A 22,071-nucleotide genomic window follows, 5' to 3' on the forward strand; every position below is an offset into this window, starting at 1 on the left:
TTCTTAATGTCTAAAATGACGTACGCCGGTAAATACCATTGCGATACCATACTTATTTGCCATATCAATCGAGGCTTGATCTTTGATACTTCCTCCCGGCTGGATGATTGCTTTGATGCCATACTTCGCAGCGTATTCGACAGAGTCATCCATTGGGAAGTAAGCATCACTTGCAAGCGCAGCTGTTTCGGCTTTAGCACCAGCTTGTTCGATCGCAAGCTTGACCGAACCCACACGATTCATTTGACCGGCCCCAATACCGAGGGTTTGCTGTTGATTTGCAACAACGATCGCATTTGATTTCACATGTTTGACCGCTTTCCAGGCAAAAGCCATCGCTGCTTGCTCTTCTTTGGTGGGTTGCCGATTGGTGACTACGGTCCAACTTTCTGGTTCTTCCATTGCACGATCATCTTGTTGGACTAGTAAACCTCCTAAGACAGAGACCATTTCGTTAGCATTTCCTACCACATTCGAGAAATCGACTTGTAACAGACGGAGATTTTTCTTTGTTTGCAGTACAGCTAGTGCTTCTTCACTGTAACTAGGAGCGATAATGATTTCTAAAAACAATTGAGTCATTGCTTGTGCACTAACCAAATCGACTTCCCGATTCAAGACGATAATGCCGCCAAAGATCGATACCGGATCAGCAGCATAAGCTGTTTCCCACGCAGAGAAAATCGTCTCGCCACTTCCGATACCACATGGGTTCATGTGTTTTAGCGCAACGACTGTTGGTTCTGTGAACTCTCTCATGATACGTAACGCCGCATCCGCATCACGAATATTATTGAAAGAAAGTTCCTTACCGTGCAATTGTTCCGCACACGCAATCGAGTAGTTCGATGGTAATGCCGCTTGATAAAACGCTGCTTCTTGATGGTTATTCTCACCATAACGAAGGTCTTGTTTACGCGTGTAGGTAAGTGTTAGATTCTCAGGTTCTTTCTCACCTACGGCCTCTGTGAGATATTGACCAATCAATGCATCATAAGCAGCCGTATGACGAAAAACTTTTGCTGCTAGCTTTCTACGTGTCTCAAGGCTCGTATGACCTTCTTGCTGGATTTCTGCTAAAACGATCGCATAATCAACTGGATCAACGATGGCTGTTACGAAAGCATGATTTTTTGCAGCACTTCGCAACATGCTCGGTCCACCGATATCAATATTTTCGATTGCATCTGCTTCAGTCGCTCCTGGTTTTAAGATCGTTTCCTTGAATGGATAAAGGTTGACACAGACAATATCGATTGGTTGGATGGCTTCTTTTTCCATTGCCTTCATGTGGCTTTCACTATCTCGACGCCCTAATAATCCTCCATGGATTTTTGGATGTAAAGTTTTCACTCGACCATCCATCATTTCAGGAAAACCGGTTACTTCATCTATAGAAATGGTTTCGATTCCCGCTTCTTCCAAAGCTGTTTTAGTTCCACCTGTGGAAATGATCTCTATACCGGCAGCACGTAGTCCTTTCGCAAAGTCAATGACCCCAGTCTTATCTGAAACACTTATTAACGCTCTTGTCATTTTTTTACATCTCCCATATTTACTATATTTGCAATCACTTCTGGAAAGATCTGATGTTCGATCTGATGGATTTTTTGTTCCAATGTAGCTAATGTATCTTCTTTTTCGATCATCACTTTTTCCTGACGAATGATTGGTCCAGTATCCACCCCACGATCGATATAATGGACAGTGACACCTGTTTCCTTCACGCCCGCTTCAAAAGCATCGCGAATCCCATGAAGACCTGGGAAATTTGGTAATAACGAAGGATGAACATTGATCATTTTATTTTCGTAAACAGACAGTAAACCTTCATCAATGATTCGCATATAGCCTGCCAATACGATCAAATCAATCTGTCGGCTTGCTAATTCTTCAAGGATCGCTTGTTCATACTCCGTTTTGGATGCAAACTCTTTCGGTGAAAAACATGTGCTCGGCACTTGCGATTTTTTTGCCCGTTGTAAAACATAGGCTTGCGGCTGATCACAAAACAACCACTCGATTGTCGCTGAAAGTCGGTTCTTTTTAAAATAATCGATCAGCGCTTGAAAGTTACTGCCATTTCCTGAAGCAAAGACGGCAATCTTCATTTTTTCCCCTCTGCGATCACGACTTTTTGTTCCTCAAACGGTACGACTTGTCCGATTTGATAGACTTCTTCACCAGATTTGTGGATCTGATCAATGATTTCACTCGCATATTCAGGAGAAACTGCAATGACCATTCCAATGCCCATGTTAAAGATCTCATACATTTCATATGCAGGGATCTCACCATATTTTTGTAAACAATTGAAGATCGGTAAAACTGGCCAAGTGCCTAGATCGATGCTGACAGCAACATTTTCTGGCAACATCCGTGGAATATTCTCAATGAACCCACCACCTGTAATATGTGCGGCACCTTTGATTTTCTCTTTTTTGATTAATGGCAATAAAGTCGAAACATAGATTTTTGTCGGTTCAAGCAACACATTTGCCAAAGAGGTATCCAACCCGTCGATCGTTTCTTCTAATGAAAAACCTTGCTGTTCAAAAAAGATTTTACGAACCAAAGAGTACCCATTGGAATGAATGCCACTAGAAGGCAAACCGAGCAAGATATCACCTGTTGCAATCGATTGACCAGTAATCAATTGCGCTTTTTCCGCAATCCCTACCGCAAAACCTGCCAGATCATAATCGTTCCCTTGATACATACCTGGCATTTCTGCTGTTTCGCCACCAATCAATGCCATGTTTGCTGAAACACAGCCAGTGGCAACGCCTGCTATGACTTTTTCGAGACGTTCTGGATCATTTTTACCTGTTGCCAAATAATCTAAAAAGTATAAAGGTTCTGCTCCTTGTGCCAAAATATCATTGACACACATCGCGACACAATCGATACCAATCGTTTCATGGCGATCTGCGGCGATAGCTACAGCTAACTTAGTACCCACACCGTCTGTCCCGGAAACTAAGACAGGTTCTTTTAATTGGAATCCACTAAGGTCAAAGCAGCCACCAAAGCCTCCTAATGCGCCCATCACACCGATTCTTTCTGTTTTCTTCACATGTTTTTTGATGCGATCCACGACTTCATAACCCGCTTCAACATCCACACCTGCTTTTGCATAAGCATTACCCATTTGATGACTTGCTCCTTTCATTTGCTTCGTTTAAAAAAAAGATACTTTTTCTTTTAAAGATTCTTGGTATTTCTCTTCGTAGTCATATAGCGGTGTCGGATAATCGCCGTTGAAATAAGCCATACATACCCCTGAATAAGGGGCATCTTTTTGTAGGCCGATTGCTCCAATCAAGCCTTCTTCACTCAAGAAATCCAACGAATCTGCGCCGATACATTCTCTGATCTCTTCGATTGAATGATTCGCTGCGATCAGTTCTTTTCTCGTTTGGATATCGATCCCATAAAAACATGGATATTTCAATGGTGGAGATGCGATCCGCACATGGACTTCCTTTGCTCCAGCTTCTTTTAATAGATTGACGATTCTTCGGCTGGTAGTGCCGCGAACGATCGAATCATCGACCATAATGATTTTTTTCCCTTCCACAACGCCCCGAACCGCAGAAAGTTTCATCCGCACACCTTGTTCTCTTAATTCTGGGGTTGGTTGGATGAACGTACGTGCCACATATTGATTTTTCACCAAACCGATTTCATAAGGGATACCACTGGCTTCAGCATAACCACTGGCTGCTGACAACGAAGAATTGGGCACTCCAACCACCATATCAGCTTCGATCGGCGCTTCAGCCGCTAAACGTCTCCCCATATTTTTACGTGCTGTATGCACATTGATCCCTGCAATATCAGAATCTGGACGTGCAAAGTAAATATATTCCATGGAACAAATCGCCAATTGAGTATCTGTCGTGTATTGCTCGATCGTATAGCCATCATCATTGATGATCACGATTTCTCCTGGCAAGACATCACGTACAAACCGCGCACCGATCCCTTCCAGCGCACAGGTTTCAGAAGTAATGACATATGCGCCATTTTTCATTTGACCGATGGCTAATGGGCGAAAACCATTTGGGTCTAGTGCCGCAACCATCGCGTCTTCTGTCAGTAATAAGTAAGCAAATCCACCTTTTACCTCAGCCAAGGCTTCCTTTAGTCTGTCTAAAAATGTTTTTTCGTTACTACGCCGGATCAAATGCATCAAAATCTCTGTATCTGAATTTGAATGAAAGATGGCACCATCTTTTTCTAAAGACGTCCGTAAAGAGCGAGCATTCGTTAAATTGCCGTTATGGGCTAACCCAATCGAGCGATCGTAAAATTTGAATAAAAAAGGTTGGATATTATCCACACTGCCATTGCCTGCGGTAGCATAGCGAACGTGACCGATCGCTGCTTGTCCAAATAAAGCTGCTAGTTTTCTTGGATCTTTGAATACCTCTGAAAGAAGTCCAAGATCACGGTGACCATATAATTTCCCGTCATCATTTGATACGATACCAGCGCCTTCTTGCCCACGATGCTGCAAACTATGCAAACCAAAGTAAGTAACATTGGCAGCTTGAGGGTGTCCCCAAACACCGAATACTCCACATTCTTCATTGATGCTTCTTACTTCATAAGACATTCGATTGCTTCCTCCCAAGACTGTTTCGCCGAAGCGACTGCCAAGTCAACACTTCCATCATTTGCTTGTATCACTAATTGTTTTTCTGCCGTTACGTGACCAAGGAGTGTCACATGCTCACCAGCTAATGTTTCAAAGGCTTGTTGATTTTCTTTTGTTACTGATACAATAAAACGCGATTGTGATTCAGAAAACAGATGAGTAGTCGGCAGATCAACTCTCGTTGAAACACCGAAATCATTTGTGAACGCTGATTCCGCAATAGCCACCGCTAACCCACCTTCTGCACAGTCATGCGCACTTTGGATCAATCCAGCTTTGATTGCCTCTAACATCAAAGTTTGGTTTTCTTTTTCTTTTGTTAGATCAAAATGTTCCATCATTCCTTCGATTCTACCTAGCTGTAGCTTTTGTAATTCACTACCGTTAAAGTCTGCAAACGTCTGGCCGATCACATAAATCAAATCTCCCGCTTGTTTGAATTCTTGAGTGGTGATATGTTCGTGTGCTTCGATCAATCCGACCATACCAATCATCGGTGTTGGATAAATCGCTTGGCCATCTGTCTCGTTATACAGAGAAACATTTCCCGAGATCACGGGTGTTTCCAACATTTCACATGCTTTGGCAATTCCATCAGCTGAATACGCTAACTCCCAGAACACTTCTGGTTTATCTGGAGAACCATAGTTCAAACAATCCGTAATCGCTAAAGGTTGACCACCACTCGCGACGATATTTCTTGCTGCTTCCGCAACAGCAATCTGACCACCAATTTCTGGATCTAGATAAATATAACGAGCATTACAATCCGTCGTCATCGCTAACGCTTTTTTGGTTCCACGAATACGCAAGACTGCGGCATCACTACCTGGAGCAACCACTGTATTGGTTTGGACACGCGAATCATATGTCTCATAAATCGAACGTTTTGATGCGATCGTCGGTTGCTTCAACAACGCAGTCAATACTTCATTCGGATCAGAGATCACTGGTTGATATTGACCTAATTCACGGAATTTTGTCATCCGTTCTGGTTCAACCATTTCTTTCTGGTAGACAGGCGCATCTTCTGCTAAGGCATCTACCGGAAGATTGGCTACTTCTTTTCCATGGTGATACAAACGGTACTGACCATCATCTGTTACTTTTCCAATCGTCACCGCATCTAGATCGTATTTTTGGAATAGTTCTTGAACACGCGCTTCCGATCCTGCCTTCACACAGATCAACATCCGTTCTTGTGATTCAGACAACATCATTTCATAAGGGGTCATCTGTGATTCACGCTGCGGTACATCGTCCAAAGTCAATACCAAACCAGAGCCTGCTTTTGAGGCCATTTCTGAACTTGATGAAACAAGTCCTGCCGCACCCATATCTTGGATGCCGACAAGAATGTCTGAGTGGTCCAAAATCAATTCCAAACAAGCTTCTAACAATAATTTCTCCATAAAAGGATCGCCCACTTGCACAGCTGAACGTTGTTGTTCTTCTTCTTGACTAAATTCTTCGGAGGCAAATGTCGCACCGTGGATACCATCCCGACCTGTCTTAGCCCCCACATACATGATCGAATTGCCAACACCTGATGCTTGTCCTTTTTGGATATCTTTATGATCGATCAACCCAACACACATGGCATTTACCAATGGATTCCCCTCATAACAAGGATCAAAGGCGATCTCACCACCCACTGTCGGTACGCCGATACAATTTCCATACCCTCCGATACCAGCAACAACTTCTTCTAAAAGGTATTTTGTACGAGGATTATCTAATTCACCAAAACGTAGTGAATCAAGTAGAGCAATCGGACGTGCACCCATACTGAAAATATCACGAATAATGCCCCCAACACCTGTTGCTGCGCCTTCATAAGGTTCGACTGCCGAAGGATGATTGTGGCTTTCTGCTTTAAAAACCACTGCTTGTCCGTCTCCAATGTCAACGATCCCTGCGCCTTCACCAGGCCCTTGTAAGACATTCGGCCCACTTGTTGGGAATTTTTTTAAGATCGGCTTGGAGTTTTTGTAAGAACAGTGTTCACTCCACATTACTGAGAACAAACCGGTCTCCGTATAATTAGGCATCCTACCTAAGATGTCTTCTTCGATCATCCGGTATTCTTCATCCGTCAATCCCCATTGCATATAAATCTTTTGTTCTTTGATTTCTAACGCAGTTGGCTCCATCATTGTTTTCATTTATGCAGTCACCTTTCCGAAATTCTTCAATAGCGAAGCGAAGAAACGTTTGCCATCTTCTGAGCCAAGTAATGCTTCCATTGCTCGTTCTGGGTGGGGCATCATCCCTAACACATTTCCTGCTTTGTTTGTGATCCCTGCAATGTTGGCCACACTGCCGTTGAGATTTTCTCCCTCGTAGGTAAACACGATTTGGTTGTTGTCAATCAGTTCTTGAAGCGTCTCCTCGTCACAAAAATAATTTCCTTCTCCATGGGCCACCGGCAACTGGATCACTTCATTTTTGTCGTACTCTGAAGTGAAGGATGTTTGATTGTTGACTTTTAATGACGCTGATTTACAGATAAAACGCAATGAATCATTTCTTCTTAATACGCCTGGTAGCAATCCAGCCTCCGTCAACACTTGGAATCCATTACATGTACCAAAAACAGGTTTTCCTTCTTCCGCAAAACGAATCACTTCATCCATGATTGTTGAAAAACGAGCAATCGCCCCACAACGTAAGTAATCGCCGTAAGAAAAGCCGCCAGGGATCAATACTCCGTCATACTCTTCAAGAGAAGATTCGTCATAACGAACATAGTTTGCTTCTGCGCCCATCACATCACGAATCGCCCAAAGCAAGTCCGCATCACAATTCGATCCAGGAAAAACAATCACGGCAAATTTCATGCTAAACTTCCTCCATTTTATTGATTTCATAACGATACGTTTCCATATTGACATTTGCTAATAAACGATCACAAATCGTTTCGATCGTTGATTCTACTTCCTCTTCACTAGCTGAGACTTGGATTTCAAAATACTTCCCGATACGAATATCTTCGATGTTGTCGTAGCCTAAACGATGTACCGCATTTTTAACTGCCTCTCCTTGTGGGTCTAATACTGAATCTTTATATGTTACGTACACTTTTACAAAATACATGATTTATTCTCCTTTATTTTCGAGTGATAATTGATTTAAACGATCGAGTACTTCTTGATAGACCGGAATAATCTCGCCGAGCTTTCGTCGATAGACATCTTTATCCATATGTTTGTTTGTAGCAATATCCCATAAGCGACAAGTATCCGGGGATATCTCATCTGCTAATTCGATTTCTCCTGTATCCGTTCGGCCAAATTCCACTTTAAAATCGACTAATTGTAAATCGATTTTTTTGAATAGTTTGATTAGCTGTTCATTGATGAGTAACGCTTGTTTTTTTAGTTCGGCGACCTCTTCTGGAGTTGCTAGCTTTAAGAAAGCAATATGTGAATCATTGATGAATGGATCATCTAATTCATCTTTTTTGTAGAAAAATTCAACGATTGGTGTCGGTAGCACTTGCCCTTCTTCTACTCCTAGGCGTTTTGAAAAACTTCCAGCTGAAATATTTCTGACGACCACTTCCAAGGGAATGATCGACCGTTTTTTTATCAATTGTTCGGTTTTTGACAATTTCTCAAGAAAATGATTATTTATTCCTTGATTCGATAAGTATTCAAAAATAGCACTTGTGATTTGATTGTTCAATTCTGCTTTTCCTTGCATTTGGTCTTTCATTCCACCGTTGAGGGCAGTCACTTGGTCTAGATACTCTACCCATAGGACAGTTTCATCATCCGTGTTAAACATTCTTTTTGCTTTTCCTTCATAGAGTAAATTCTGTTTTTCCATGTCTACGACTCCTTGTTCATTAACATTATTTTACTATAACATATTATTTGTTCGTCTTTTCACTTTAAATTTTAACAAGGGTCAGGAATCAAATCAATACAAAAGTGTACATTTAAACATTAAAAACATTTAATGTTCGTCTTTATTGCTTTTATTAAGATTAGTTGTTCCTCGTTAAGAAGCGTTTACACATTTATCGATTGGTGATATAGTAGATTTAAAGAAAACAGTTAGAGGTTTCAAGGAGGTAACTAAATGGAAGAACCAAGTACGTCTGCCCAACGCTTTTTACTCGATTTATCTGTTGAAGAAAAATCACGCTTATACAATGATCTACTTGCTATCAAAGATGTTGATGCCTGCATGAAGGATCGAAGTTTTTATACATTTAGAAAACTTCGCCGTGCAGCAAAACGACAATCGGAGTGTCGAAAACGAACATTCCATTACTTAACTCAAAACAACCATGAACTAGTGATCAAACAAATCCATGAGCAAAAGTTATTCAAGCATCATTACCGATTGCTCGTGACCTTCGATCAACAAGAATTTGGCTATACATTTGTTGAAACATTATTGAATCTTCTACATTCCCAACATTTCAATTTGGGGCATCAAATGGCTTATGCTTAACCCAAAAAGAACATCCCTCAGAAGTTAATCTGAAGGATGTTCTTTTTTTCTTGCATTAAAAAAAAATAGTTCTAGCTAGTGATTGTTCGTTTTTTCTCGATCAGTCGAGAAACATTGTTAACATCTATTCTTACTGAATGGTTTATGCTAAACCAACACGTTCAAAAATGACATCCACATTTTTCATATGGTGGTTATAATCAAATGCTTCAGCGATTTCTTCTGGTGTCAAAACAGAAGTGATTGCTTCGTCTTCTTCAAGTAACGGACGGAAGGACACTTGGTTATCCCAAGCATACGCTGTCTTAGGTTGAACAAGATCATAGGCTTCTTCTCTTGTCATCCCTTTATCAATCAATTTCAACATCACACGTTGGCTATAGATCAAGCCAAATGTCGCATCCATGTTACGTTTCATGTTTTCTGGGAATACCGTTAGATTTTTAACGATATTGCCGAAGCGGTTCAACATGTAATCAAGTAGGATCGTTGTATCAGGTAGAATGATCCGTTCTGCAGAAGAATGAGAGATATCTCTTTCGTGCCACAACGAAACATTTTCATAAGCGGTAATCATATGTCCACGGATCACTCGCGCTAAGCCAGCCATATTTTCTGAACCGATCGGATTACGTTTATGTGGCATAGCAGATGAGCCTTTTTGTCCTTTGGCAAAAAATTCTTCGACTTCGCGTGTTTCCGATTTTTGAAGTCCACGAATCTCTGTCGCAAAGCGTTCGATACTGGTCGCAATCAATGACATCGTCGCAAAATATTCGGCATGTAGATCACGTGGTAAAACTTGCGTCGATACTTCTTGCGGACGGATGCCTAGTTTTTCACAGACATATTCTTCAATGAACGGAGGGATATTCGCAAACGTACCAACCGCACCGGAGATTTTCCCTGCTTCTACGCCTTTTGCTGCATGTTCAAAACGTTCGATATTTCGTTTCATCTCAGAATACCAAGTAGCTAATTTAAGGCCGAAAGTCGTTGGCTCAGCATGCACACCATGCGTGCGTCCCATCATGACTGTATACTTATGCTCTTTGGCTTTTTCACCAATGATCGCTGTGAAACGTTTCAAGTCTTCGCGCAAAATGTCATTTGCTTGTTTGATTTGGTAACCATAAGCTGTATCAACCACATCTGTACTTGTTAATCCATAATGGACCCATTTACTTTCGTCGCCAAGTGTTTCCGAAACTGCTCGAGTAAAAGCAACGACATCATGGCGTGTCGATTGCTCAATCTCTAAAATACGAGCGATATCAAAAGACGCGTGTTCACGGATTTTCGCTACATCTTCTTTAGGTATTTCTCCTAATTCAGCCCAAGCCTCATCAGCAAGTATTTCAACTTCTAACCATGCTTGATATTTATTTTGCTCTGTCCAAATATTGCCCATTTCAGGTCGTGTATAACGTTCTAACATCAACTATTCTCCTTTAATCCCAAATATTCGTTTTTTCGATTTCTTTCAATGTCGACTCGATATCTTCTGTCAAAATCGTGATGTGTCCCATCTTACGACCTTTTTTCGCTTGTTTCTTGCCATAGAAATGAAATTTCCAATCTTGTTTTTTCGCAATCAAATTGTAACTTTCTAATAGTTGTTCACCTAAAACGTTGACCATGACTGCATCACTTAACAATGGGACTTTTTTAGGTAAAGGCCAACCGCAAATCCCACGAATATGCGCATCAAATTGTGTCATTCCGCATGCTTCTAAGGTATAATGTCCTGAATTATGTGGACGCGGTGCCAATTCATTCACATACAATCCACCAGTCTTCGTCAAAAACATTTCGACGCCAAGCACACCGGACAAACTCACTGCTTCAGCAACCACTTTAGCAATTCTTTCTGCCTCTTCGATCACATCCGCTGAAACAGATGCTGGCGCAATCGTTTCATGGAGAATATTATTACGGTGGATATTTTCAACAACTGGAAATGTCGTATATTGTCCTTGCCCATTTCCTGCGACCATGATCGATAATTCTTTTTCAAATGGGATCCAAGCTTCTAATACGCAAGTTCCTTCTCTTAAAAGATCCATCGCAGGAGCTAAGTCCGCTCGACTCTTCAGTACATATTGCCCCTTACCGTCATATCCGCCTCGAGTTGTTTTCAAGACACAAGGATAACCGATACCATCGATTGCATCTTGAATATCTGTGGGACTGACGATCGTTGCATGTGGAGCGATCACGATGTTATTTGTTTCTAAAAATGATTTTTCTAGTAGACGATCTTGCGTGATCGCCAACAAATCTGTTCCTTGAGGAATAAATGACATCGGCAAAATCGCATTCAGTGCTTCCACACTCACATTCTCAAATTCGTAGGTGATAACCTCAGTTCGTCTTGCAAGTTCTTCTAGAGCAAACGTATCATCGTAGGAACTTTCAATGTGCCAGTCCGCTACTTGAGCAGCCGGACAATCATTCATCGGATCAAGTACACCGACTTTGAATCCCATCTCTTTTGCACTGATCGCCATCATGCGACCTAACTGTCCACCACCGACGATTCCGATCGTCGAGCCTGGTAATAATGGTTTAACCAAGTTGATCACTACTTTCTATTACAGATTCAACCGACATTGCGCGTCGTTTCGCTAATGCAGCCTCCAACTCTAAATCATACATTGAAAGCATCTGTATCGCAAGTAGACCGGCATTAATTGCGCCTGCTTTTCCAATCGCTGTCGTCGCCACAGGAACGCCGCCTGGCATTTGGACAATGGATAGCAAAGAATCTAATCCGTTCAATGTTCGGCTTTGAACAGGAACACCAATAACCGGTAATGTCGTCTTTGCAGCAACCATCCCAGGTAAATGAGCTGCCCCTCCCGCACCTGCAATAATCACTTTTATACCTTTTTCTCGAGCTTCTTCTGCATACGAAAACATCAAATCTGGTGTTCGATGTGCTGAAACTACTTTCTTTTCAAAAGAAACGCCAAATTCTTTAATAATCTCACACGCATGTTTCATTGTCTCCCAATCCGAGATGCTCCCCATTATTACAGAAATTTTTGCAGCCATTCGTTTCTCCTCTCGATTCGTATTCACTCATATTTTATCAATCGCCCCTATGTAAATCAAGATAAATTCGAATGAAAAAGATATAAATAGGTTTATTGTTCGTTTTTAACAAATTGACTCTTGCTTGTTGAAATCAAGTTTTTTTTTATCCAAATCATTTGTTTTTTTTTAGGATATAACACTTTTTCTTCATGTATCCAAAATGCAGAGAGAATCTGTTCATGAATTTGCTACAATCAAAAAAATTCGTCTGGAACATTCGTCTTCTCGCACCACCTAAAACCGAATAAACGGCAGGAACAAAAGTAATCTCTTCGAAAATAAGGCACCCTCCACAAAAATTCGAAAAACAAATTTCGTGGATGGCGCCTTATTTCTCTAAGCTAAACAGGTCTCTACCCTATTCAGTTACTAGCTATGATTTATAAAAGCAATCTATATTATCACTTCAATGCTTCTTTAATGATTCTCTCGTCTTGTTTTAGTCCGTTAAAAACTAAGTTCAAAACAATTGCTGTGATACTGCTCATAACGATCCCATTTCCTGTGAACATTTGAACTGTTTCAGGTAACTGGCTGAATAATTCGGGCATCAAATTGAAGCCTAAACCAAAACCAATCGACACTGCGGCAATCAATAAATTTTTGTCATTTGTAAAATCTACTTCTAATAGCATCCGGATTCCTTGGATTGCCACCATTCCAAACATGACCAACATCCCGCCACCAAGGACTGGTTCAGGTATGATTTGAGCCACTGCGCCGATTTTAGGGAATAAACCCAAGATGATCAAAAAGAAAGCGGAAAAGTAAATTGGTTTTCTTGTTTTGATTCCTGAAAGTTGTACCAACCCGACATTTTGCGAAAATCCTGTATAAGGAAATGTGTTAAAAATACCACCTAAGATGACGGCTAACCCCTCTGCTCGATAGCCTTTTTTCAACTGCTCTTCCCCGACTTTTTTTCCAGTGATATCTCCTAAGGCAAAATAGACGCCTGTTGATTCTACCATACTTACCATTGAAATGATGATCATCAATAAGATCGACCAGATTTCAAATGTCGGTTTTCCAAAGTAAAAAGGTTGCGGTACGTGAAAAACAGGAGCTTGTCCAATTGCTCCTAGATCGATTCTACCTAAAAAGGCAGCTAAGATACTTCCACCGATCAAACCGATCAAAACCGCAATGGATCGAATGAACCCTTTGCCTAATAATTGCACACCAACGATCAGTAGGATCGTGACAAACGCTAATAATAAATTCGTCAAATCACCAAAGCCTGGAGCAGTTGCACTGCCGCCACCCATTTTTTCGATGGCTACTGGAATCAATGTCAATCCAATCACTGTAATCACTGTTCCAGTAACAATCGGCGGAAATAGCTTTTTGATCTTTGAAAAGAAACCAGCAACTAGCACAACAAAAATCCCTGACGCGATAATCGAGCCATAGATCGCACCGACACCTTCTGTGCTACCGATCAAAATCAACGGTGCAACTGCTTGGATCGCACAACCTAAAACAACTGGTAAACCGATTCCGAAAAAGCGGTTGACAGTCAACTGCAAGAGCGTCGCTAATCCACACATGAAAATATCGATCGAGATAAGATAAGTCATTTGTTCCTGATTAAATCCTAGACCCGTACCGATCAATAACGGTACAGCGACTGCTCCCGCATACATCGCTAATAAATGCTGCAACCCTAAGACTGCTGCTTTTCCATTTTGTGTTTCTTTCTCCACGCTTACGCATCCTCCTCAAGAAAATCTACTTGACCTTCAGAAAGTGATGCCACGCGGGCAAGTGAGACCACTTTTAAGCCCATTTCTTCAAGAAGTTGACGACCGTCTTGGAAGGATTTTTCAATGACGATCCCGATTCCCTCAACACTCGCACCTGCTTGTTGGCACAATTCGATCAACCCTTTTGCCGCTTGACCATTCGCTAAAAAGTCATCAATAATCAAAACTTTATCTTCAGAAGACAAGAATTTACGAGAAATCGATATCGTGCTTGTTACTTGTTTCGTAAATGAATAAACGGATGCCGTCAATAATTCTTCATCCATCGTCAAACTTTTGGCTTTTCTTGCAAAGATCATCGGTACACCGAGCTCTTTGGCCGCAAATAAAGCGGGGGCGATGCCAGAAGCTTCAATCGTCACCACTTTAGTGATTCCTTGTTCTTTAAATACTTCCGCAAAACGTTGGCCCATTTGTTCCATCAAAACTGGATCTACCTGATGAGTAACAAAACTATCTACTTTCAACACGCCTTGACCCAAGACTTGTCCATCTTTATTGATACGTTCAACTAATTCTTTCACTTTATTTACTCCTTTTCTTGCTAATTTCATGCCACTCAAAATAGAAAAAAACATCTCTACTGCTCATGTATAAGCAAAAAAGATGTCTCACTACTTTTTCACTTATAGTCCAACATTTACGGTGCTGGCTAGAAACTGTCATCCTTATTATGACGATATATAAGTTATTCGATATTTGATTGATAAATGATATTTTTAGTAACAAAATAGTTTATTTTTTAAACGATGAAAACAGTCTAACACTTGTTTCTGAAACTTACAACTATATTTCTTGTTTTTCTCATGAAGGATTTATCTTTGGATTAGTCTTGAAAAACCTCATAGTTTTATCCTAACAAACAAAATAGTATTTATGAAATAAAGCAACCTATCCCATAAAGGAAAAGGTTGCTAAAGCCAAGCTTATAACGATCACTATTATCTATGGTTGATTGAATGATATTTATTATCGTTTGGTACTCAATTTGTTTTCTCGATTTTTCGATACTTGTCCATTTTACGACTGAATAACTCTCCGCTACTAGGTGGTGTATAGGTGATCGCATTGGCGCCAGCTTCAATCGTTTCTTTGATGCTTTCTTCCGTGGGACCTCCAGTCGCAATAATCGGTAATTCTGGGTATTTTGCTCGGAAAAAGCGAACAGTGTCTGCTGTATCTTTTCCCGCACTGATATTGATGATCGTAATGCCTGCTGCCAATTTTTCGTCGATTTCTGAGTATTTAGACGTGACTGTACTGATTACCGGTATATCAACCACTTGACAGACATCATGGACAGTCTCTACTGGTGTTGGACCATTCAAAACTACGCCTAATGATCCTTGTGCTTCTGCAAAAAGGCTCATATATGCCGAACGCATCCCTTGTGTCAAGCCACCGCCGACACCTGAAAACACAGGGATATCCGCTGCTTCAATAATGCTTTTCGTAATCGCCGGATGAGGTGTAAAAGGATAAACTGCGATCACCGCATTTGCATTGGTGTTTCTGATGATCGCAATATCCGTGGTGAAGATAATCGAACGTATCAACTTGCCAAAAATTTTAATACCACTTGCTTCCATAATGACCTCTGGGACTCTCACGATATCCTTACGTAATTCTGTCATTATTTCTGGAACAAATAAATCTGTCATCCGTACACTTCCGTTCTTTTCTGATTATTGATCGTATTGATTTAACTGGTAAGTTTCAATCACATGTATGATTTTATCAGCATATGTCGGATCTGTCGCATATCCTGCAGCCTGTAACGCATGAGCTGCTTCAATATAATTGGTCGCAGTGATCACATTTGCATACAAGGCAGAATTCCAATCGACACCATTGACAAATAAAGCCGTGTGGTCATCCATTGATTGTTCCCATGAAGAATAGACTCGAAAGTCTCCTTGAATGGTGATCCATTCTTCATTGATATATTCTTTTGTTTCCAGATTGACTTTTTGTTCGTTCCCAAAGGCTTTGACTCCAAATAAGTTCTTATATTTACTGGCAAGCGTACTATTACCCCAATCAGATTCAAGGATGGCTTGCCCAATAATGATACTTGGCAAAACGCCATAGCCTTGTTGTAGTTCTTTCGCATGCGGAACTAATGCGTTGATAAATTCTTGATGAGTCAGTGTTTCTTGTTGCTGCGCTTCCGTAGAGTAGGGTGATGACAAACTTCTCAAAGAAAAAACAAAAGCCATCATGATCAACATACTCCCTAAAAACACAGCAAACCAGCGATTATTTTTGCGCCTTTGTTTTTTCCATTTTTTTTTTGCCATCTCTTATTCCTACTTTTCTTTTAGTTGATCCAAGTACTCCTCCATCGTTAAATCGTTTGATGTAATATATTCTGCACTTTCTTTGCCTACATAACGTAGGTGCCAAGGTTCGTAAGTGATTTTTGTAATATCTTCTCGACCTTTTGGATAACGGATAATAAAGCCATATTTAGAGGCATTGTCCGCAAGCCATTTCGCACCTGGTTCATCACCATATTTTTCATCCAATACAGTATTGGGATAATTGTTGTACCATGTTTCATCGACCACATCCACAGCTAAACCTGTATGGTGTTCACTGTAACCCGGTTCTGTCATAGTTTTTTTCGTAATCGCGGTCGCCTCTTCTTCGGTGACTCCCTGACTACTCATTACCTGTTGGACATTTTGAGCGAACACTTCTCGTTGTGTCGCAACTGAGCGATAAGCCGATACCATAACTAAAGGAAAGCCCGCAGCTTTAGCTGCGTTAGCCAATTCTTCATAATCAGCTTTGATACGTTTGTCGATCAGATAGCCATTATCTAGCGCAGCCAATTGGTTGGCTTCATCGATTTCTCTCTCGATTTTATGATCAGGTCCTACCAATACTAGCGACCAATCATCCAACTTAACATCTGGCAAATCACTAGAGGTTGCTTTTTTTGTTGCTTTTTCTGTACTTTCTTCTGTCGCACTCGTCGTGTTTGTTTGTTCTGTCTTTGAATTATCAGCTTGAGCTTTCGTATCCGTCCGACTCTCACTAACAACCAGATAGCCCATCGCAACAATCATGATCACGACTGAGATAACGCCTAAAATTTTATTCACGCAAAAAATCCTTTCATTCCCTTTCTGGCTCCACTTTCTCACTAACGTAAGTTTCTTCTAGATTTTCATTTACCCAATCTAACAACTCGATTTTCTCCCCTTCGATTTGCTTTTGAACTTCTGCTGGTAACCGAAAGTTCAAAATGTCATCATAACCCCACTCATCATATTGAATACTGACTTTCAAGTCAAGATATCCATTGACAATTTGATCGTTTTTTAAAGGGAGCAACTCTACATTCGCACTGCCATTACTTACCCATTTCTGAGCAATACGTGTTTTGATTTGCTTATATTCGGCTACTGCAACGTTTCTTTTTTCAGGGAAAATAATGGTTTGACGTAGAATTTTTTGCGTCAACATCCATTCATAGTCTGTAAAAAGATTTTTCACTTTTTGCATGGCCTCGGATGGTAAGTTTTGTTCACCACGCTTCCAAGCTTGCCAAGTTGTTTCATCCACCAATAGATAAGTATCTAAGAAATTTTCTTCTGTTTCAAATTGTTCGAGTAAAACACTCATAATAAGATCAACGTATACTTGATGCATCGCAATCTCCTCCTCCATCTTATTCTACTTAAATTAAGTCAAAAAATCATCTATTAGAACATTTCTTTCACTTTTTTTTAGAAAGCAATTCTTTAAAACGAGTGGATCTCCTTTTTTTGATATAATAATAGCGAAACCAAGAGTATTCAACTAAATACTCTTATATTAAATATATCACGTCAAGGAGAGATGAAAAATGAAAAAATACCAATGGGGCATTGTTGGTCTAGGATCGATTGCTAACGAATTTGCAGAAAACTTCGATCAAACATCAAGTGAATTGGTTGCTGTTGCATCACGAACGTTGGAAAAAGCACAGGATTTTGCTACACGCCATTCTATCAAAAAAGCGTATGGCGATTATCATAAAATGTTACAAGATGCTGAAATTGATATCGTGTATATCGCTGTTCCGAATCGGCAACATATCGACTACATCCTTCCTGCCTTGGAAGCTGGGAAACATGTCTTATGCGAAAAAGCCATCACGATGAATAAGGCAGAACTTCAACAAGCCATCCAATTAGCCGAACAAAAACAGCTGATCTTGGCAGAAGCGATGACGATTTTCAACATGCCTTTGTATCATCAACTTCGTTCAATGATCGATTCAGGCAAGTTAGGTGCATTAAAGATGATCCAAGCACCTTTTGGCAGTTGCAAAGAACCTGATCCGACCAACCGCTTCTTCAACCCTGATTTAGCAGGTGGAGCATTACTTGACATTGGAACCTATGCTGTTTCATTTGCTCGATTCTTTTTGAGCTCACAACCCGAAGTCATCGCCTCTCGTATGATTCCATTTAAAACAGGTGTCGATGAACAATCTGTAACGATCTTGCAAAATAAAGAAAATGAACTAGCTACGATCAACTTGACCTTCCAAGCAAAAATGCCAAAAGTCGGAATCGTTGCTTTTGAAAATGGGTATATCTCGATCAATGATTATCCTAGAGCTGACCAAGCCGAAATTATTTATACTGACGGTACAAAAGAATTGATCGAAAGTGGCCATCGTGCACAAGCAATGAATTATGAAATTGAAAATATGGTAAAAATGATCGAAGGAGAACTTCCAAACCGTTCCCTGTATTTAACCACCGAAGTGATTGCACTCTTAGATGATATGCAAGACCATTGGAAGAATAATAAATAAACAAAATAAAAATAAGACGAAGCGAGAATGGCCTTCTCATCGCTTCGTCTTATTTATTCACCTTTCCGTATCCACTATCATCTGCTGAGAAAATTCTACTTTTATTTCAATAAAACTTTTGAAAGACTGTAAAAATTGAAACAATTCTGCACGATCTTCAAATTCACTTCGAGTAGTCGGCAATGGCATTTGACGATACATCCCATAGACCTCTTCGATCCGTGTCAATATTTCTTTGCCATCATTTGATTCAGAAAATGTCTCCGCTGTATAGATTAATAAGCCGTAAATATGGTTGCTATAAGGCACTGGGTCCTGGATATAAGCTAAATTTTCTTGCATATCTTGGATCACATTGATCTGAGCCCGTCGCATAGAAAAATAGGTTTCATAGTATTGATTTTGTCTAAGCAAGTTATTCTCTTGATGATTCCGTGCATATGCCTGGCTTTCTCGAATATAAACTTGTAACTCTTTGCATAACCCTCGATTTTCGTAAGCTTCACCAGAAAGCAAAAAGTCTGCCATGTTCTTCAAAAGAAGACGAAATCGTTCTTCGATGATCACTTGATTTTGCTTTAAACGTTTTTTACTATCTGGCATATAGACATTAGATAACAAAGCAAAGCCTACACCAATGATCATCAAGGCTGCTTCGTTTGTGATCAATTGCCAACTCATACTTTGTTCACTAAGATAATGAGTGATCAAGACTGAGTTTACAACGATTCCTTCTGTCAATTTGAACCGCACGGCGATTGGAATAAAAAATAATAGAAAGACACTGAAACTGATGATTCGATAGCCCAAAAATGTAAAACACATATAGGCAATAAGTGTAGCGACAATAAATGCAGCGATTCGATAGATCCCAGTCGTCAAGGTGGAGCGACGAGTATTTCCTACGCTTAACAACGCAATAATACCGGCAGATGGCCAGAACAATAAGGAAAAGTAGTTTGCAGCCATCATGGAAGCAAATACACTGATGATCGTTTTTACCGTTCTCATTCCAATACGCATGATTGGCTCCTTTCTTTTTATTGAATTATACTAAATTCGTTCATGAAAAACTAGCAATCCAAGGTAAGTTTAGTTATGATATTGTAAAGAAGGTAAAGGAGAGTATACTATGCAATTTGGACGCTTTCGACTTGGTATGCGTACAATGAAGAGTGCTTTAGCCGTTTTCTTATGTATTTTGATCTTTCATCTCTTTGATCGTGGCATTCCAATGATTGCTGCCCTATCTGCTGTTTTTTCCTTGCGCCAAGATTTGACGACGACCTTTTCTTTTGGGCGCTCGCGTATTATTGGCAATCTACTCGGTGGCGGATTAGGAATTTTCTATTTTTTTGTAAAAAGTTACTTCCACAATGATTTTTTAGTTGAACTGATCGTTCTCCCACTTTTAGTGATCATTGTGATCGTCTTATCTGACGGTATCAATAATAATTCTGGGATCATTGCTGCTATTGCAACATTATTGCTGATCTCTTTAAGTATCCCTCAAGGAGAGTCAGCCTTCTATGCGATTGAGCGGGTTTTCGATACATTCATCGGAACATTTATTGCTATCGGTATCAATTTTTGCTTGCGTCCGCCAGAAGTTGAAAAAAAAGAAGAGATTGTCGAGGACTTAGAAGAATTAAGAAAAAAAGAGCAGGCTTTACTTGAAAGTCTTGAAGAAGTAAAAGCACAGATTCGTGAGCAAAACGAATATAAATAGTAAAAAATGAAAGACTCAGAGGAAATGATCCTTTGAGTCTTTCTTATTTCATTCAGTGGGTTCATTTGATCCTTCATAGACATTCAATTGTCTAGAATTTCCACGAGTGGAAAGATTCTCAATGATATCTTTGATGTCCAATCCAGTTGTTTCTTTCAACGTTTCTTGTGTCGTCGACAACAAGTTTGTCGCATAGCTTGTTACTCGATTGGCGCCACCTGCTTCACCTGAGGAGTTTCCTGTATCAACAACAGAGATTTTTTCGATATTGCCTAGCGGTTGTGCCGCTTCACGCATTAATTGAGGCAACATTTCGATCACCATGCTAAGCACAGCAGCTTCTCCATATTCTTTGAACGCATCTGCGATTTTTTGTTTTGCTTCTGCTTCCGCTTTCCCTTTTGCTAACGTGGCTTCTGCCTCGGCTTGTCCAGCTAAACGAGTTTGGTTGGCTTGGGCTTGGGCTAAGGCTTCGATTCTAAATTGTTCTGCTTCTGCCTCAGTCACTTCTTTGACTTTTTGCGCTTGGGCTTCTTGTTCTTTGGCGTAACGATCCGCATCGGCTTTTTTCTTCACTTCAGAATCGTATTGTTTTTCACGACGAATGATTTCTTTTTCTTCTAATTCGATTTGTTTTTGACGTTCGACGACTTTTACTTGCATCTCTTGTTCAATTACTTGTTGTTGTTCTCTGGCACTTTCTAAATTATACGCTTGATCAGCCTTTGCTCGTGCCACATCTTGTTCCTGTTTATAGGTAGCTAATTTCAATTCTTTTTCTTTTAAAGATTCGGCGATTTCTGTTTGGCGTTGTAATTCTGCGGCTTGAGATTCTTTCTCTGCTTCCGCCTTTTTGATACGCGTTTCTTTTAGTGCTTCTGCTTCTGCAATATCTGCATCACGTTTGACTTGAGCAATCCGTGGTTTTCCTAAAGAATCCAAATAACCATTTTTATCACGGACTTCTTTGATCGTGAACGAAACAATGATCAATCCCATTTTTGCTAGATCCACCGAGGCAACTTCTTGCACACTTTGGCTGAATTTGTCACGATTTTGGTAAATTTCTTCTACTGTCATCGAACCTAAGATCGACCGCAAATGACCTTCTAATACTTCACGCGCTTCATTTTCAAGTTCTTCTCGCGTTTTGCCTAGAAATTGTTCCGCTGCTGTCGCAATTTCTTCGACAGAAGAACCAATCTTGATGATCGAAGTACCATCACACATCACCGGCACACCCTGCTCTGTATAAACCTCTGGGGTAGATACGTCTAATTTACTTGATAATAAACTGATGCGATTCGAACGTTGGAAAACTGGTAGTACGAATGCACCTCCACCGCGGACGATTTTGATTTTATTGTTGCTCTCGTCGGCATGGACATTTTTACTTCCCAAGTAACTACCACTGATGATCAATGCTTCGTCAGGTTTTGCCGTTTGGTACTTAGCGACAAAGACGATCAATAACATTAAAACGATCAACACTGCTAAAACAATTGCAACAAACACTCCAGATATTTCCATTTCT

The 22,071-nt window shown here is 40.4% G+C and carries 22 protein-coding genes and 1 riboswitch; of the genes, 3 read left to right on the plus strand and 19 right to left on the minus strand.

Annotation, left to right across the window (positions count from 1 at the left end):
• Window positions 1-3 precede the first annotated feature (3 nt).
• From purH to purC, 8 genes are read right to left on the minus strand one after another with little or no spacing between them, the layout of a single operon-like run.
• Window positions 4-1,536: a bifunctional phosphoribosylaminoimidazolecarboxamide formyltransferase/IMP cyclohydrolase gene (gene purH, locus P3R27_RS08530; RefSeq protein ID WP_034690169.1), complete on the minus strand. Its 1,533-nt coding sequence runs from the start codon at window positions 1,534-1,536 to the stop codon at window positions 4-6.
• Window positions 1,533-2,111 (minus strand): phosphoribosylglycinamide formyltransferase, encoded by a 579-nt coding sequence (gene purN / locus P3R27_RS08535; RefSeq protein WP_034690170.1) that lies wholly within the window; start codon window positions 2,109-2,111, stop codon window positions 1,533-1,535. Before purN ends, purH begins: the two co-directional genes overlap by 4 nt.
• A complete protein-coding gene (gene purM, locus P3R27_RS08540; RefSeq protein WP_034690171.1) occupies window positions 2,108-3,151 on the minus strand; it encodes a phosphoribosylformylglycinamidine cyclo-ligase in 1,044 nt (347 codons plus the stop codon). Before purM ends, purN begins: the two co-directional genes overlap by 4 nt.
• Before the next feature lie 30 nt (window positions 3,152-3,181).
• Window positions 3,182-4,621 carry an amidophosphoribosyltransferase gene (purF, locus tag P3R27_RS08545; protein ID WP_034690173.1) on the minus strand — a complete coding sequence of 480 codons (1,440 nt, stop codon included), beginning with the start codon at window positions 4,619-4,621 and terminating at the stop codon, window positions 3,182-3,184.
• Window positions 4,606-6,828 carry a phosphoribosylformylglycinamidine synthase subunit PurL gene (purL, locus tag P3R27_RS08550; RefSeq protein ID WP_034690174.1) on the minus strand — a complete coding sequence of 741 codons (2,223 nt, stop codon included), beginning with the start codon at window positions 6,826-6,828 and terminating at the stop codon, window positions 4,606-4,608. Before purL ends, purF begins: the two co-directional genes overlap by 16 nt.
• Window positions 6,829-7,503: a phosphoribosylformylglycinamidine synthase subunit PurQ gene (gene purQ, locus P3R27_RS08555; RefSeq protein ID WP_034690176.1), complete on the minus strand. Its 675-nt coding sequence runs from the start codon at window positions 7,501-7,503 to the stop codon at window positions 6,829-6,831.
• Between the two features lies 1 nt (window position 7,504).
• Complete coding sequence (gene purS, locus P3R27_RS08560) at window positions 7,505-7,759, minus strand: phosphoribosylformylglycinamidine synthase subunit PurS (RefSeq protein WP_034690178.1); 255 nt, start codon at window positions 7,757-7,759, stop codon at window positions 7,505-7,507.
• A 3-nt stretch (window positions 7,760-7,762) separates the two neighbouring features.
• Window positions 7,763-8,494: a phosphoribosylaminoimidazolesuccinocarboxamide synthase gene (gene purC, locus P3R27_RS08565; RefSeq protein ID WP_034690179.1), complete on the minus strand. Its 732-nt coding sequence runs from the start codon at window positions 8,492-8,494 to the stop codon at window positions 7,763-7,765.
• Between the two features lie 255 nt (window positions 8,495-8,749).
• Between purC and P3R27_RS08570 the strand changes: the two genes are divergently transcribed.
• Window positions 8,750-9,127, plus strand: a complete 378-nt coding sequence (locus P3R27_RS08570) for a hypothetical protein (RefSeq protein WP_126134041.1) — start codon at window positions 8,750-8,752, stop codon at window positions 9,125-9,127.
• 142 nt (window positions 9,128-9,269) lie between these two features.
• Here the strand turns inward: P3R27_RS08570 and purB are convergent, their stop codons facing one another.
• From purB to P3R27_RS08615, 9 genes are all read right to left on the minus strand, one after another.
• A complete protein-coding gene (gene purB / locus P3R27_RS08575; protein ID WP_034690182.1) occupies window positions 9,270-10,565 on the minus strand; it encodes an adenylosuccinate lyase in 1,296 nt (431 codons plus the stop codon).
• Window positions 10,566-10,578: 13 nt separating this feature from the next.
• Window positions 10,579-11,703 carry a 5-(carboxyamino)imidazole ribonucleotide synthase gene (purK, locus tag P3R27_RS08580; RefSeq protein ID WP_200868976.1) on the minus strand — a complete coding sequence of 375 codons (1,125 nt, stop codon included), beginning with the start codon at window positions 11,701-11,703 and terminating at the stop codon, window positions 10,579-10,581.
• Entirely contained in the window at window positions 11,696-12,184 is a 489-nt protein-coding gene (purE, locus tag P3R27_RS08585) for a 5-(carboxyamino)imidazole ribonucleotide mutase (protein WP_034690184.1), read from the minus strand. Before purE ends, purK begins: the two co-directional genes overlap by 8 nt.
• A gap of 443 nt (window positions 12,185-12,627) precedes the next feature.
• Complete coding sequence (locus tag P3R27_RS08590) at window positions 12,628-13,932, minus strand: nucleobase:cation symporter-2 family protein (RefSeq protein ID WP_019723457.1); 1,305 nt, start codon at window positions 13,930-13,932, stop codon at window positions 12,628-12,630.
• 2 nt (window positions 13,933-13,934) lie between these two features.
• Entirely contained in the window at window positions 13,935-14,516 is a 582-nt protein-coding gene (locus P3R27_RS08595) for a xanthine phosphoribosyltransferase (protein ID WP_034690212.1), read from the minus strand.
• 85 nt (window positions 14,517-14,601) lie between these two features.
• A riboswitch (purine riboswitch) is annotated at window positions 14,602-14,699 on the minus strand.
• 276 nt (window positions 14,700-14,975) lie between these two features.
• On the minus strand, window positions 14,976-15,653 hold the full coding sequence (locus P3R27_RS08600) for a beta/alpha barrel domain-containing protein (protein WP_034690185.1): 678 nt from the start codon (window positions 15,651-15,653) through the stop codon (window positions 14,976-14,978).
• Between the two features lie 24 nt (window positions 15,654-15,677).
• On the minus strand, window positions 15,678-16,292 hold the full coding sequence (locus P3R27_RS08605) for a glycoside hydrolase family 73 protein (RefSeq protein ID WP_271525348.1): 615 nt from the start codon (window positions 16,290-16,292) through the stop codon (window positions 15,678-15,680).
• Window positions 16,293-16,301: 9 nt separating this feature from the next.
• Window positions 16,302-17,102, minus strand: coding sequence for a M15 family metallopeptidase (locus P3R27_RS08610; RefSeq protein ID WP_126134039.1), 801 nt, complete (start codon window positions 17,100-17,102; stop codon window positions 16,302-16,304).
• Window positions 17,103-17,115: 13 nt separating this feature from the next.
• Window positions 17,116-17,652 carry a hypothetical protein gene (locus P3R27_RS08615; protein ID WP_034690189.1) on the minus strand — a complete coding sequence of 179 codons (537 nt, stop codon included), beginning with the start codon at window positions 17,650-17,652 and terminating at the stop codon, window positions 17,116-17,118.
• A 196-nt stretch (window positions 17,653-17,848) separates the two neighbouring features.
• Between P3R27_RS08615 and P3R27_RS08620 the strand changes: the two genes are divergently transcribed.
• Window positions 17,849-18,808, plus strand: coding sequence for a Gfo/Idh/MocA family protein (locus tag P3R27_RS08620; protein ID WP_301357067.1), 960 nt, complete (start codon window positions 17,849-17,851; stop codon window positions 18,806-18,808).
• Between the two features lie 57 nt (window positions 18,809-18,865).
• Here the strand turns inward: P3R27_RS08620 and P3R27_RS08625 are convergent, their stop codons facing one another.
• On the minus strand, window positions 18,866-19,831 hold the full coding sequence (locus P3R27_RS08625) for an aromatic acid exporter family protein (protein WP_034690193.1): 966 nt from the start codon (window positions 19,829-19,831) through the stop codon (window positions 18,866-18,868).
• 109 nt (window positions 19,832-19,940) lie between these two features.
• Here P3R27_RS08625 and P3R27_RS08630 point away from each other — a divergent pair, with 109 nt between their 5' ends.
• Entirely contained in the window at window positions 19,941-20,537 is a 597-nt protein-coding gene (locus P3R27_RS08630; protein ID WP_034690195.1) for an FUSC family protein, read from the plus strand.
• A gap of 48 nt (window positions 20,538-20,585) precedes the next feature.
• On the opposite strand, the gene floT is transcribed toward P3R27_RS08630, so the two are convergent.
• Window positions 20,586-22,067, minus strand: a complete 1,482-nt coding sequence (floT, locus tag P3R27_RS08635; RefSeq protein ID WP_034690198.1) for a flotillin lipid rafts scaffold protein FloT — start codon at window positions 22,065-22,067, stop codon at window positions 20,586-20,588.
• Between the last annotated feature and the right edge of the window lie 4 nt (window positions 22,068-22,071).

Source organism: Enterococcus spodopteracolus (genome assembly GCF_030441955.1).
Classification (GTDB): Bacteria; Bacillota; Bacilli; order Lactobacillales; family Enterococcaceae; genus Enterococcus_B; species Enterococcus_B spodopteracolus.

Excerpts from the sequence above, each read along its gene's own strand:
- purH (WP_034690169.1), bottom strand. The coding sequence starts at position 1,536 with ATGACAAGAGCGTTAATAAGTGTTTCAGATAAGACTGGGGTCATTGAC.
- purN (WP_034690170.1), bottom strand. The coding sequence starts at position 2,111 with ATGAAGATTGCCGTCTTTGCTTCAGGAAATGGCAGTAACTTTCAAGCG.
- purM (WP_034690171.1), bottom strand. The coding sequence starts at position 3,151 with ATGGGTAATGCTTATGCAAAAGCAGGTGTGGATGTTGAAGCGGGTTAT.
- purF (WP_034690173.1), bottom strand. The coding sequence starts at position 4,621 with ATGTCTTATGAAGTAAGAAGCATCAATGAAGAATGTGGAGTATTCGGT.
- purL (WP_034690174.1), bottom strand. The coding sequence starts at position 6,828 with ATGAAAACAATGATGGAGCCAACTGCGTTAGAAATCAAAGAACAAAAG.
- purQ (WP_034690176.1), bottom strand. The coding sequence starts at position 7,503 with ATGAAATTTGCCGTGATTGTTTTTCCTGGATCGAATTGTGATGCGGAC.
- purS (WP_034690178.1), bottom strand. The coding sequence starts at position 7,759 with ATGTATTTTGTAAAAGTGTACGTAACATATAAAGATTCAGTATTAGAC.
- purC (WP_034690179.1), bottom strand. The coding sequence starts at position 8,494 with ATGGAAAAACAGAATTTACTCTATGAAGGAAAAGCAAAAAGAATGTTT.
- P3R27_RS08570 (WP_126134041.1), top strand. The coding sequence starts at position 8,750 with ATGGAAGAACCAAGTACGTCTGCCCAACGCTTTTTACTCGATTTATCT.
- purB (WP_034690182.1), bottom strand. The coding sequence starts at position 10,565 with ATGTTAGAACGTTATACACGACCTGAAATGGGCAATATTTGGACAGAG.
- purE (WP_034690184.1), bottom strand. The coding sequence starts at position 12,184 with ATGGCTGCAAAAATTTCTGTAATAATGGGGAGCATCTCGGATTGGGAG.
- P3R27_RS08600 (WP_034690185.1), bottom strand. The coding sequence starts at position 15,653 with ATGACAGATTTATTTGTTCCAGAAATAATGACAGAATTACGTAAGGAT.
- P3R27_RS08605 (WP_271525348.1), bottom strand. The coding sequence starts at position 16,292 with ATGGCAAAAAAAAAATGGAAAAAACAAAGGCGCAAAAATAATCGCTGG.
- P3R27_RS08615 (WP_034690189.1), bottom strand. The coding sequence starts at position 17,652 with ATGCATCAAGTATACGTTGATCTTATTATGAGTGTTTTACTCGAACAA.
- P3R27_RS08620 (WP_301357067.1), top strand. The coding sequence starts at position 17,849 with ATGAAAAAATACCAATGGGGCATTGTTGGTCTAGGATCGATTGCTAAC.
- P3R27_RS08625 (WP_034690193.1), bottom strand. The coding sequence starts at position 19,831 with ATGCGTATTGGAATGAGAACGGTAAAAACGATCATCAGTGTATTTGCT.
- P3R27_RS08630 (WP_034690195.1), top strand. The coding sequence starts at position 19,941 with ATGCAATTTGGACGCTTTCGACTTGGTATGCGTACAATGAAGAGTGCT.
- floT (WP_034690198.1), bottom strand. The coding sequence starts at position 22,067 with ATGGAAATATCTGGAGTGTTTGTTGCAATTGTTTTAGCAGTGTTGATC.